General features: G+C 61.6%; 10 protein-coding genes and 1 riboswitch. Of the genes, 6 read left to right on the top strand and 4 right to left on the bottom strand.

Annotated elements, in window-relative coordinates; genetic code table 11:
• Positions 1–159 precede the first annotated feature (159 nt).
• The gene (uvrB, locus tag ACQY47_RS24765; protein ID WP_099548995.1) at positions 160–2175 is read right to left on the bottom strand and encodes an excinuclease ABC subunit UvrB; all 2016 of its coding nucleotides are present in this window, start codon (positions 2173–2175) and stop codon (positions 160–162) included.
• Between the two features lie 343 nt (positions 2176–2518).
• On the opposite strand from uvrB, the gene ACQY47_RS24760 reads away from it, so the two are divergent.
• Both ACQY47_RS24760 and ACQY47_RS24755 read left to right on the top strand, forming a co-directional pair.
• Entirely contained in the window at positions 2519–3715 is a 1197-nt protein-coding gene (locus ACQY47_RS24760) for an amino acid aminotransferase (protein WP_428552731.1), read from the top strand.
• 101 nt (positions 3716–3816) lie between these two features.
• The gene (locus ACQY47_RS24755; RefSeq protein ID WP_049712317.1) at positions 3817–4026 is read left to right on the top strand and encodes a hypothetical protein; all 210 of its coding nucleotides are present in this window, start codon (positions 3817–3819) and stop codon (positions 4024–4026) included.
• A gap of 48 nt (positions 4027–4074) precedes the next feature.
• Here the strand turns inward: ACQY47_RS24755 and ptrR are convergent, their stop codons facing one another.
• Positions 4075–4947, bottom strand: coding sequence for a putrescine utilization regulator PtrR (ptrR, locus tag ACQY47_RS24750; RefSeq protein WP_395600803.1), 873 nt, complete (start codon positions 4945–4947; stop codon positions 4075–4077).
• 190 nt (positions 4948–5137) lie between these two features.
• On the opposite strand from ptrR, the gene ACQY47_RS24745 reads away from it, so the two are divergent.
• Positions 5138–6529 carry an aldehyde dehydrogenase family protein gene (locus tag ACQY47_RS24745; RefSeq protein WP_428552727.1) on the top strand — a complete coding sequence of 464 codons (1392 nt, stop codon included), beginning with the start codon at positions 5138–5140 and terminating at the stop codon, positions 6527–6529.
• Positions 6530–6861: 332 nt separating this feature from the next.
• Here the strand turns inward: ACQY47_RS24745 and ACQY47_RS24740 are convergent, their stop codons facing one another.
• The gene (locus ACQY47_RS24740; protein ID WP_428552724.1) at positions 6862–7491 is read right to left on the bottom strand and encodes a hypothetical protein; all 630 of its coding nucleotides are present in this window, start codon (positions 7489–7491) and stop codon (positions 6862–6864) included.
• Between the two features lie 108 nt (positions 7492–7599).
• On the bottom strand, positions 7600–8463 hold the full coding sequence (locus tag ACQY47_RS24735) for a M24 family metallopeptidase (RefSeq protein WP_428552721.1): 864 nt from the start codon (positions 8461–8463) through the stop codon (positions 7600–7602).
• 60 nt (positions 8464–8523) lie between these two features.
• A riboswitch (cobalamin riboswitch) is annotated at positions 8524–8717 on the top strand.
• A gap of 115 nt (positions 8718–8832) precedes the next feature.
• Between ACQY47_RS24735 and ACQY47_RS24730 the strand changes: the two genes are divergently transcribed.
• The 3 genes from ACQY47_RS24730 to ACQY47_RS24720 are packed head-to-tail and all read left to right on the top strand — an operon-like array spanning position 8833 to position 11605.
• Entirely contained in the window at positions 8833–9843 is a 1011-nt protein-coding gene (locus ACQY47_RS24730; RefSeq protein ID WP_428552718.1) for an ABC transporter substrate-binding protein, read from the top strand.
• A complete protein-coding gene (locus ACQY47_RS24725; protein WP_428552715.1) occupies positions 9840–10844 on the top strand; it encodes a FecCD family ABC transporter permease in 1005 nt (334 codons plus the stop codon). The genes ACQY47_RS24730 and ACQY47_RS24725 overlap by 4 nt, the downstream gene beginning before the upstream one ends.
• A complete protein-coding gene (locus tag ACQY47_RS24720; RefSeq protein WP_428552712.1) occupies positions 10841–11605 on the top strand; it encodes an ABC transporter ATP-binding protein in 765 nt (254 codons plus the stop codon). The genes ACQY47_RS24725 and ACQY47_RS24720 overlap by 4 nt, the downstream gene beginning before the upstream one ends.
• Positions 11606–11954: the final 349 nt, after the last annotated feature.

Genomic DNA, 11954 nt, shown 5'->3' with positions numbered 1-11954 from the left:
ATTGAAACAAGGGGCGAATGGTAACACCAGCGCGGGGGGTTCTGGCAGACCGAGGTGTCGCTATCGCAGGCAAGCCAGCTCCCACATTTTGACTGTGTTCACACATCAAATGTGGGAGCCGGGCTTGCCCGCGATGAGGCCAGACCGGCTAGCGAAAAATCAAACAGCCAACAGGCGCTCCCGCAACTTGCCGATCTCATCCCGTGTCTGCGCGGCGGCTTCGAATTCAAGATCGCGCGCCAACTGGTACATCTTCTCTTCCAACTGCCGAATCCGCTTGGTGATCTCACTCGGCGAGCGCAGTTCGTTCTCGTACTTGGCGCTCTCCTCGGCCGCCTTGGCCATGCCCTTGCGCTTCTTGCTGCGCGAGCCCGGCACGGTGGCGCCTTCCATGATGTCGGCGACGTCCTTGAACACGCCCTTCGGGGTAATGCCATGCTCCAGGTTGAAAGCGATCTGCTTGTCCCGACGGCGCTCGGTTTCGCCAATCGCCCGCTCCATGGAGCCGGTGATGCGGTCGGCATACAGAATCGCGCGACCATTGAGGTTACGCGCGGCACGGCCAATGGTCTGGATCAACGAGCGCTCGGAACGCAGGAAGCCTTCCTTGTCCGCATCCAGAATCGCCACCAGCGAAACCTCCGGCATGTCCAGGCCTTCGCGCAGCAAGTTGATGCCCACCAGCACATCAAACACACCCAGGCGCAGGTCGCGGATGATCTCTACACGCTCCACGGTGTCGATGTCCGAGTGCAAATAACGCACGCGAACGCCGTGGTCGGCCAGGTAATCGGTCAAGTCTTCGGACATGCGTTTGGTCAGCGTGGTGACCAGCACGCGCTCTTCCAGGGCCACGCGCTTGGTGATTTCCGAGAGCAAATCATCGACCTGGGTCAGCGCCGGGCGGATTTCAATCTGCGGGTCCACCAGCCCGGTCGGCCGCACCAACTGCTCAATCACACGGCCGGCATGTTCGGCTTCATAGTTGCCTGGGGTTGCAGACACGAAGATGGTCTGCGGGCTGATGGCCTCCCACTCGTCAAAACGCATCGGCCGGTTATCCAGTGCCGATGGCAGACGGAAGCCGTATTCCACCAACGTCTCTTTACGCGAACGGTCGCCCTTATACATGGCGCCGACCTGCGGCACGCTGACGTGGGATTCGTCGATCACCAGCAGCGCGTCGTCGGGCAAATAATCATAGAGCGTCGGCGGCGCGGCGCCGGCTTCGCGCCCCGACAGGTAGCGCGAGTAGTTTTCGATGCCGTTGCAGTAGCCCAGCTCCAGGATCATCTCCAAATCGAAGCGGGTGCGCTGCTCCAGGCGCTGGGCTTCCACCAACTTGTTGTTGGCGCGCAGGTACTCCAGACGCTCTACCAGTTCGGCCTTGATGCCTTCGATCGCCCCCATCAGGGTTTCACGCGGCGTCACGTAGTGGCTTTTCGGATAGAAGGTGAAGCGCGGCAGTTTGCGGATCACCTCGCCGGTCAACGGGTCGAAGGCCGACAGGCTCTCGACTTCATCGTCGAACAGCTCAATGCGGATCGCTTCCAGGTCGGATTCGGCCGGGTAAATGTCGATCACATCGCCACGCACACGGAAGGTGGCGCGGGCAAAATCCATGTCATTGCGGGTGTACTGAAGGCTTGTCAGGCGGCGCAGCAGTTCGCGCTGGTCGAGTTTGTCGCCGCGATCGACGTGCAGCACCATTTTCAAATAGGTTTCCGGGCTGCCCAGGCCGTAGATGCACGACACCGTGGTGACGATGATTGCGTCCTTGCGCTCCAGCAACGCCTTGGTCGCCGACAACCGCATCTGCTCGATATGGTCGTTGATCGACGCATCCTTCTCGATAAAGGTGTCGGACGACGGCACATAGGCTTCGGGCTGGTAGTAGTCGTAGTAGGAGACGAAGTACTCCACCGCGTTGTTCGGAAAGAACGCCTTGAACTCACCGTACAACTGCGCGGCCAGGGTTTTGTTCGGCGCCAGCACCAGAGTCGGGCGGTTGATCTGCGCGATCACGTTGGCGATGCTGAAGGTCTTGCCTGAACCGGTCACCCCGAGCAGCGTCTGGTGCGCCAGGCCGGCTTCGATGCCTTCGACCATCTGGCGAATGGCTTCGGGCTGGTCGCCGGCGGGTTCAAAACGGGTGACGAGCTGGAAATCCGACATAACGTACCTCGTGAAGTCACCCCAGACTCGAAACCGCCAGGGACGAAATAGCTCAGCAACCCGCGAATAGTCTTCGCAGGTTGCAGGAAAAAACCATGATAGCTGTAGAAGTGGTGGCGAATGTGACGGGTTTCAAGGCAATCGTCCTGCCTGCCGTCGCTGATCAATATTGCAATAAGACTAACGGTGGGCAAATAAACCGAAAAACTTGGCCGAAAAGCCGTTTCGGTTGTCGCCCTGAGCCTGGATGGCCTCTATACTAGCTCCCCGTTTGTGCACCGCTCTAGTGCATTCGGCTGGAGCGCGACACGTCCCTCCATTCCCCCATAGAGCTGCCGCAAAAATGAGCCTGTTCTCCGCTGTCGAAATGGCACCACGCGATCCAATCCTGGGCCTCAACGAAGCATTTAACGCCGACACACGAACCACCAAGGTCAACCTTGGCGTGGGCGTTTACTGCAACGAGGAGGGGAAGATTCCACTCTTGCGTGCCGTTGCCGAAGCGGAAGCCATTCGCGTGGCGCAACACGCCGCCCGTGGCTACCTGCCGATCGACGGTATCGTGGCGTACGACCAGGCCGTGCAAAAGCTGCTGTTCGGCGCTGAGTCGCCACTGCTGAGCGCCGGCCGTGTGATCACCGCCCAAGCGGTCGGCGGCACCGGCGCGCTTAAAATCGGCGCGGACTTCCTTAAGCAACTGCTGCCCAACGCCGTCGTCGCTATCAGCGACCCGAGCTGGGAAAACCACCAGGCCCTGTTCGAAAAAGCCGGCTTCCCGGTGCAGACCTACCGCTACTACGACGCCGCCACCCACGACGTCAACCGTGCCGGCCTGCTCGAAGACCTCAACGCCCTGCCGCCACAGTCCATCGTGGTGCTGCACGCCTGCTGCCACAACCCGACCGGCGTTGACCTGAGCCCGGCCGACTGGCAAAACGTGCTGGAGGTCATCAAGGCCAAGAACCTGGTGCCGTTCCTCGACATGGCCTACCAGGGCTTTGGCGACGGCATCCCCGAAGACGCCGCTGCTGTGCGCCTGTTTGCTGAATCGGGCCTGACCTTCTTTGTCTCCAGCTCGTTCTCCAAGTCGTTCTCGCTGTACGGCGAACGCGTGGGCGCGCTGTCGATCGTCAGCGAATCCAAGGAAGAAAGCGCGCGCATCCTGTCCCAGGTCAAACGCGTTATCCGCACCAACTACTCCAACCCGCCGACCCACGGCGCGGCGATCGTGGCGGCAGTGCTGAACAACCCTGAGCTGCGCGCCCAATGGGAAGCGGAACTTGCCGAAATGCGCCTGCGCATCCGCGGCATGCGCGAGCAGATGGTCGCCGAACTGGCCAAGGCTGCACCGGGCCACGACTTCAGCTTCGTCGGCCGCCAGCGTGGGATGTTCTCCTACTCCGGCCTGACCGTTGAGCAAGTCACCCGCCTGCGCACCGAGTTTGGTATCTACGCGCTCGACACCGGCCGCATCTGCGTGGCCGCGCTGAACCAGTCGAACATTGGTGCGGTCACTAAAGCGATTGTTCAGGTTCTATAAACCTGCCAGCGTCATACGAAGGGGGAAGCCAATGGCTTCCCCCTTTTTGTTGGCCAAGCCACTAGACTGAAGACCGACTGCCCCTTAGCTGTGAGAGCCTTATGAGAAACGACGACCTGGACCTGCGTGCCGACCGCGACGAACTGCACGACTACACACCCCGTGCCCCACAAGCCAAGCGCCAGAAAAGTCTGGTGCTGCAAGTGGCGCTGGGTGTGTTTCTGGGTGGGTTGGCCTTGTGGCTGGTGCAGTTGGGCGCCACGGCACTGATGGCCAAGCTGGCCATGGGCACCCTGCAATTTGGCGGTTAAAAACACGATCACAATGTGGGAGCTGGCTTGCCAGCTCCCACACTGGTTCTACTTCGCCTGCAGACCGCGTTCCTCCAGCAATTTCACAAAGCTGTTCAAACTCTGCGACACCGTACCCCGGCGCCAGATCAGCCAGGTATTGAGGAGGCGAAACGCGTCGGTCAACGGCCACACACTCACCGCCGTAAACCCCGGCATGCTCTCCAGCATGCTGCGCGGCATCAGCGCCAGGCCGGCCCCGGCGCTGACGCAGGCGAGCATGCCGTGGTACGACTCCATTTCGAAAATCTTGCCCGGCACCGCGCCATCCTGTGAAAACCAGCGTTCGAAGTGATGGCGATACGAGCAGTTCGAGCGAAAGGTGTAGATGCTCTCCCCCGCCACATCCTGGCCCCGCGTGATCGGCGCATGGTGCAGCGGCGCAATCACCACCATCTCCTCCTCAAACACCGCCACGCCCTCCAGCGTCGCATGCAGCACCGGCCCATCGACAAACGCCGCCGCCAGGCGCCCCGACAGCACACCCTCGATCATCGTGCCCGACGGCCCGGTGCTCAGGTCCAGCTCGACCTTGGTGTGTTTCTGGTTATACGCCGCCAATAGCGCCGGAATGCGTACAGCCGCCGTACTCTCCAGCGAGCCAAGCGCAAACGCGCCCTGAGGCTCCTCCCCGGCCACGGTTGCGCGGGCCTCCTGCACCAAATCAAGAATGCGCCGCGCATAACCGAGGAAATTCCAGCCGGCTGGCGACAGGCGCAGGCGGCTTTTCTCACGGATAAACAACTCCACGCCCAAATCCTGCTCCAGTTGCTTGATGCGTGTGGTCAGGTTCGACGGCACGCGATGAATCAACTGCGCGGCGGCACTGATGCTGCCTTGCTCGGCAACGGCCTTGAAGATTTCCAGCTGCACCAGATCCAAGTCATTCTCCAATCGTGAACGTATGTGAGCGTTCCCACGCTCTGCGTGGGAATGCCGCCAAGGACGCTCCGCGTCCAAAATCCAACATCCATTCTCAATTCGAGAACGTATCACTTAATATTATTCAGTTTCCAGAAAACATGCATCCCCGTAGGCTGACCCCATTCCACTCATTCAGTCGGACGGTGCCATGAACGCTATTACTCACCAGACCCACGCTTTGTCGATCAACCCCGCCAATGGCGAAATGGTCGCCAACTACCCCTACGAAACCGCGGCGCAACTGGACGCCGCCCTAGACCGCGCCACTGACGCTTTCCGCAGCTGGCGCCGCCAGCCGGTGAGCCAACGCGCTGAACTGCTGCTGGCCCTGGCCGGTGCATTGCGCGAGCAAGCCGAAGACATGGCCCAGATGATCACCCTGGAAATGGGCAAACCCATCGCCCAGGCCCGCGCCGAAATCGAAAAATGTGCACAGCTCAGCGAGTGGTACGCCGCCCAAGGCCCAGCCATGCTCGCACCGGAACCGACCCTGGTGGACAACGGCAGCGCGCAGATCGAATATCGTCCGCTGGGCCTGATCTTCGCCGTCATGCCGTGGAACTTCCCGGTGTGGCAAGTACTGCGCGGCGCCGTGCCGACCTTGCTGGCCGGTAACACCTACGTGCTCAAACACGCGCCGAATGTGATGGGCAGCGCCTACCTGATCCAGCAGGCGTTCCAGAAAGCCGGTTTTGCCGAAGGTATTTTTGAAGTGGTCAACGTGACCAACGACGGCGTATCCAAGGCCATCGCCGACCCACGCATCGCCGCCGTCACCCTCACTGGCAGCGTGCGCGCCGGTATCGCCATCGGCTCCCAAGCCGGTGCAGCGCTGAAAAAATGCGTGCTGGAATTGGGCGGCTCCGACCCGTTTATCGTGCTTAACGACGCCGACCTTGATGCCGCCGTGCAGGCCGCCGTGATCGGGCGCTTCCAGAACAGCGGCCAGGTCTGCGCCGCCGCCAAGCGCCTGATCATCGAAGCAGGTGTGGTGGAAGCTTTCACAGCCAAATTCCTTGAGGCCAGCCGCGCGCTGGTAATGGGCGACCCGACCTCGACCCACACTTACGTCGGCCCGATGGCCCGTTTCGACCTGCGTGATGAACTGCACGGCCAAGTCCAGGCCACCCTGGAAGAAGGCGCGACCCTGCTGCTGGGCGGCAATAAAGTGCCCGGCGCCGGCAACTACTATGAGCCGACCGTGCTGGCCAACGTCACCGACCAGATGACCTCGTTCAAACAGGAACTGTTCGGCCCCGTGGCCTCGATCATCACCGCCCGCGATGCTGACCACGCCGTGGCCCTGGCCAACGACAGCGAGTTCGGCTTGACCGCCAGTATCTTCACCACCGACTCGGCGAAGGCACGGGATATCACCAACCAGCTGGAAACCGGCGCAGTATTCGTCAACGCGTTCAGCGTGTCAGACCCACGCGTGGCGTTTGGCGGCGTGAAAAAGAGTGGGTTCGGGCGGGAATTGTCTCACTTTGGTGTGCGTGAATTCTGCAACGCACAGACCGTGTGGCTGGATCGCAATTAAAACCGGCAACACCCTTCAACTGTGGGAGCTGGCTTGCCTGCGATAGCCATAGGTATCTACACAACCGGTTAGTGGCCAGTGGGCTGTTGTGGCGAGCAGGCTTGTCCTGCGTTGGGCCGCGAAGCGGCCCCAAACCCAGACACCACAGGAGAAATAGGCTGCTTTAAAAAGTTGTGTAGATACCTATGCTGCGATAGCGGTGCATCAGTGACAACTCCTTGGCTGACCCACTGCCATCGCAGGCAAGCCAGCTCCCACCTTTGATCTGCGGTGCTTATCGATTAGTCGACCGTCACGTTCCCCACTTGCTTCCTGTGTATGACCTATCGAGGCTAGTGCTTGACGGGCGCATCCCAGCAATCCGGCTGGAGTGCGCAGACATTGTATTGGCGATCCATCAAGGCCATGCGGTTGATGTGGGCGTCCGTGGCCGCCCGGAACGCCTGATTGCTGGTCGTGATATAGGCCGCGCTGCGGTCACTCAGGCGTGTGCTCAACTGGCGGCGGGTGTGGGCATCCAGCGCCTGGGGCGCGGTGGCCATGGTTTGAAGTGTCACGTCGCTCAGGCGGCTCAACTCATCGCGGTAGGTGTTTACGTAGTCGGCACGGGCCGCGTCATGCTGGTGGTTCAAGTCGTACTGCATAGCTTCCAGGTTCTGCTTGTAGAGCGCCCAATAACCCTCGGGCAGCACACCAGCGTCTTGTTTACGCAATTTGGCAATGCGCGCGTCGTTGTCCGAAGTCGGTTGGAGGACGGGCTTGTGCGACGAAATCACGACAGGGTCTTGAGCGATGATCTGGTCGATCCAGCCCACCCGTGAAGGGTTCGAGGGCAAAACCTGCCCTAACGGTTCAAGCGGCACAGGCGCAGCTGGTAGGGGTGACGACACTGACTGGGCGCAACCACCGAGCAGTAACACGGTGCACAACTGGGTCAAGGCGAGGACGTTGCGAAAAAGCATAAGTTCTCCATGAACAAAAGCGAATCGAATGGGTGCAGCAAATAATATCATTGAGCCATCACTGCGTGTCAGCCCATAGCCCGAACATTCGCAGGGCGGTACAGCGCATCAATCCAGCATCCGACTAAGCAGCCGGTGCCCCTCTGCCGTCACCTCGACCATCGCCGACAGCATCACGCCGTCGGCACCGTCTGAGGAAAGCAGGCTCCAGAAATCTGGCGGCTGGTACCTCACACCCACTTTGCCCGCCTTGGCGATCACGTACACGTTCAGCACCTGCCCCGGTTGCATCAAGGGGCTGTCACCCTCGACCTTGTAACCGAGCACCTGCGGCTTTTGTATGCGCGCCTGGCCCATGGCGTAGCCCGCAAACTCACGCACCGCAACGGCCTGGCCCGCGTCCAGCTCCTGTTGTATCGCAGTCCCAACATTGGCCAGCCGCTGGCCACCCTGAACGTGAGCGACCCCATTGGCCAGCGCACGGCGCGCAGTGTCCAGCAATTGGCGCTGCGCCGGGGTGGCATTGGGTGTAGCGAACGTCCAGACCTGAGCAACATGGGCCTGGGCCGATGCCGCGATCAACTCAACTTTTACCAGCGCCGCGTCCGGGAACGGCACGTCGGTGGGCGGCGCGGCGCTCACCTGATTATTCACCGACACCGCCACCGCTGCCGGGTAACCGCGAAAGCCGAACATCATCGGCAACCAGCCGTGCTGCGCGTACTGGTCGAGTAAAAACCCCTGCACCGCAGTGCCGGTGCCGCCCTTGCGGATCAGCGGCGCGACCTTGAGTAACAGGTCACTGGCGATGGGCGCCAGTTTGGCTTCCTCGGCAAGAATGGTGGCGTCATCCAACTGGGCGATGGCGTGGGCCCTGTCGCCGATCGCGTCGGTGTAGCGGGCGAGCGCAGGGTCAGCGGCGTGTGCGCTCATGCAACACAGCAGTGGCACTATTCCCAGACGTATCAACATGGCCTTCCTTGGGGTGGTGATGGACGAGCCCGGATTGTACCTCCACCCAGCGCCCAAGATGGACTACCATACCGCGCCGGTTCCCAAACGGGACTAATAGGGAATTCGAAGCGCGGCCCATCGCGCCAATCGAAACTGCCCCCGCAACTGTAGGTGCCGAGCCTGCTCCCCATTGCCACTGGACCACGTCCGGGAAGGCCGGAGCGAGGCGACGACGCATCAGTCAGGAGACCTGCCGGCCCAGCGTTATCACTCACCGGCGGGGTGTCCGGGAAGGACATCCGCGCCCTGCAAACCTGCAGCGTTCAAAGGTGTGTTTCCGAGCCGTACCTGCCCTGTTTCCCGTACGGTTCACTCGGAGATTGCCCCATGCTGCTACGCGTTTGCGCCCTGATCACCGGCCTGGGCTTTTGTGCCCTGGCCCACGCCACGCCGACTCACTACCCGCTCACGGTGGAAAACTGCGGCAGCAGCGTCACCTTCCAACAAGCCCCGGCACGCAGCGTGACCATCGGCCAGGCCGCCACCGAGATGCTTTACGCTCTGGGCGTAGCGGACAAAGTGGTCGGCACTTCGCTGTGGTTCAACAGCGTATTACCGCAGTTCAAAGCGCAAAACGACAAGATCGAGCGCCTGGCCGACAACGAGCCGAGCTTCGAAGCTGTGATCGCCAAACGCCCACAACTGGTGGCCGCCGAGCTGGAATGGGTGGTCGGCCCGCAAGGCGTGGTCGGTACCCGCGAGCAATTCCACGAACTGAAGATTCCCACCTACGTGCTGCCCTCCGACTGCGAAGGCAAGGACAACCTGGTGGGCGCCGATGGCACGCGGCTGGAGCCGTTTCGCATCGACACGATCTATAAAAGCATCAGCCAGTTGGCTGAGATTTTCGACGTGCAAGCGCGTGGCCAACAGTTGAATGACGAACTCAAGGCCCGCCTGGCCAAGTCGGTCGCCACCGCCCAGGGTAAGGGCCTCAAGCACGCCAGTGCATTGGTGTGGTTTTCCAGCAGCGAAATGGCCGCCGACCCGTATGTAGCTGGCCACAAGGGCATTCCCGAATTCATGCTGCAAACCCTCGGCCTGCACAACGTGGTGCAGTCCGACGAAGAATGGCCCGCCGTCGGTTGGGAGACCATCGCCAAGGCCAACCCGACCTTCCTGGTGATCGCGCGCATGGACCGCCGTCGCTACCCGGCCGACGACCATGAAAAGAAACTCGCCTTCCTGCGCAGCGACCCGGTGACCCGCAACATGGACGCGGTGAAAAACAACCGCATCCTCATTATTGATGCCCTGGCGTTGCAGGCAAGCCTGCGCATGTTCGATGGCCTGGAACAACTGGCCGGTGCCATCGACGGCTACGACCTGTCGAAATGATGCGCACCCTACTCGCCCTCGCCGTGTTGCTGATGGCCGTGCTCGCCGGCACCGCCATCGGCGAAACCGCCATCGACCCGCAAGTGGTCTTGCAGGTGCTGGTCAACAAACTCTGGGCGGCCGGTTACGTGCTCGACCCGATCGATGAAGGCGTGGTGTGGAACTACCGCCTGACACGGGCGCTGGTTGCCGCCGCGTGTGGCGCCGGGCTGGCCACCTGCGGGGTGATCTTGCAGTCGCTGCTGCGCAACCCATTGGCCGATCCGTACCTGCTGGGCATCAGCGCGGGCGCCTCGACCGGTGCAGTGTTGGTGGCATTGATGGGCGTGGGCGGCGGGCTGATTTCGCTGTCGGCGGGCGCGTTTGTCGGCGCGATGGCGGCGTTTGCGTTGGTGATATTGCTGGCACGGGCCAGCGGCTCAGTCAGCGGCACCGGCCAGATCATCCTCGCCGGCATCGCCGGTTCGCAGCTGTTCAATGCCCTCACCGCGTTCCTGATCACCAAGTCCGCCAGTTCCGAACAGGCGCGCGGCATCATGTTCTGGCTGCTGGGCAACCTCAGCGGCGTGCGCTGGCCGTCGGTGTGGCTGGCGGTGCCGGTAGCGGTCGCAGGCCTGGCGGTGTGCTTGTGGCATCGGCGTGCGCTGGATGCGTTTACCTTTGGCGCCGACTCCGCGGCTTCGTTGGGTATTCCGGTGCGCCGTGTGCAATTTGTGCTTGTCGGTTGCGCGGCGCTGGTGACGGCGGTGATGGTGTCGATTGTCGGCTCCATCGGTTTTGTCGGGCTGGTGATTCCCCACGCCGTGCGCCTGCTGCTGGGCACCGGGCATTCGCGGTTGCTGCCCGCCAGTGCGCTGGGCGGCGCGTTGTTCTTGATCGCTGCTGATGTGCTGTCGCGCACCTTGATCAAAGGCCAGGTGATTCCTGTCGGTGTGGTCACTGCCTTGGTCGGCGCGCCAGTATTTGCATTGATCCTGATTGGCCGGAGGAATGCGCGATGACGGTACTCAGTTGCACCGGCCTGGGCTTCAAGGTGCGTGAAGCGCATTTGCTGCGCGACATTGATCTTGAAGTTCAGCCAGGTGAAACCTTGGGCATTGTCGGGCCGAACGGCTCGGGCAAATCCACCCTGCTCAAATTGCTCGCCGGTTTGCGTGTGCCTGCGTCCGGCGAGGTATTACTGGGCGGCCAGCGCCTGACCAAACTGCCCCGCCGCCTTGTTGCGCAACACCTGGCGGTGGTGGAGCAGCAGGCTGATACCGACGATGCCATCCGCGTGTTCGATGCCGTGGCGCTGGGCCGCACGCCCTGGCTGTCGGCGCTGAGCCCGTGGTCTGCCGAAGACGATGCCATCGTGCGCCAGGCGCTGCACGACGTCGATGCCACCCACCTGAGCCAACGCGCCTGGCGCAGCCTCTCTGGCGGCGAGCGCCAACGCGTGCACATCGCCCGCGCATTGGCGCAACGACCGCAGATCTTGTTGCTGGATGAGCCGACCAATCACCTGGATATCCAACATCAACTGGCGATTTTGAAAGGTGTGCAGGCGCTGCCGGTGACCACGCTGATTGCGCTGCATGACCTGAACCAGGCGCTGACCTGTGATCGTTTGGCGATACTGGATCAAGGCTGCCTGGTGGCATTGGGCACACCGCTGGAGGTGCTGACGCCGCAGCGGCTACAGGAAACATTCGGGGTGCAGGCGCATTACCTGACGGACCCGTTCGACGGCGCGCAAATCCTGCGGTTACGCCCCATTTAATGGACTGCACACCGCGCAAAGGTGGGAGCTGGCTTGCCTGCGATGGCGACGGATCAGTGCCATCGCTGGGGCTGACACACCGCTATCGCAGCATAGGTATCTACACAACTTTTAAAGGCATCCCATTTCTCCTGTGGCGAGCAGGCTTGTCCTGCGTTGGGCTGCGAAGCAGCCCCAGTAAAGGCACTGCAATTTTCCTGAAAGTACTCAGCGTCTGGGTTTGGGGCCGCTTCGCAGCCCAACGCAGGGCAAGCCTGCTCGCCACAACAGTCCACTTGCGACAGACTTCTAACCGTTGTGTAGACACCTATGGCTATCGCAGGCAAGCCAGCTCCCACCTTGATCTATA

The organism is Pseudomonas edaphica (genome assembly GCF_965277385.1).
GTDB lineage: Bacteria > Pseudomonadota > Gammaproteobacteria > Pseudomonadales > Pseudomonadaceae > Aquipseudomonas > Aquipseudomonas edaphica.
Note: the sequence above shows the minus strand (reverse complement) of the source record. Positions and strands in the feature narration are given on the sequence as shown.

What these genes read in the sequence shown, in the direction of transcription:
- ACQY47_RS24730 (WP_428552718.1), top strand. Translation starts at nt 8,833, where the DNA reads ATGCTGCTACGCGTTTGCGCCCTGATCACCGGCCTGGGCTTTTGTGCC.
- ACQY47_RS24755 (WP_049712317.1), top strand. Translation starts at nt 3,817, where the DNA reads ATGAGAAACGACGACCTGGACCTGCGTGCCGACCGCGACGAACTGCAC.
- ACQY47_RS24735 (WP_428552721.1), bottom strand. Translation starts at nt 8,463, where the DNA reads ATGTTGATACGTCTGGGAATAGTGCCACTGCTGTGTTGCATGAGCGCA.
- ACQY47_RS24740 (WP_428552724.1), bottom strand. Translation starts at nt 7,491, where the DNA reads ATGCTTTTTCGCAACGTCCTCGCCTTGACCCAGTTGTGCACCGTGTTA.
- ACQY47_RS24760 (WP_428552731.1), top strand. Translation starts at nt 2,519, where the DNA reads ATGAGCCTGTTCTCCGCTGTCGAAATGGCACCACGCGATCCAATCCTG.
- ACQY47_RS24745 (WP_428552727.1), top strand. Translation starts at nt 5,138, where the DNA reads ATGAACGCTATTACTCACCAGACCCACGCTTTGTCGATCAACCCCGCC.
- ACQY47_RS24720 (WP_428552712.1), top strand. Translation starts at nt 10,841, where the DNA reads ATGACGGTACTCAGTTGCACCGGCCTGGGCTTCAAGGTGCGTGAAGCG.
- ACQY47_RS24725 (WP_428552715.1), top strand. Translation starts at nt 9,840, where the DNA reads ATGATGCGCACCCTACTCGCCCTCGCCGTGTTGCTGATGGCCGTGCTC.
- uvrB (WP_099548995.1), bottom strand. Translation starts at nt 2,175, where the DNA reads ATGTCGGATTTCCAGCTCGTCACCCGTTTTGAACCCGCCGGCGACCAG.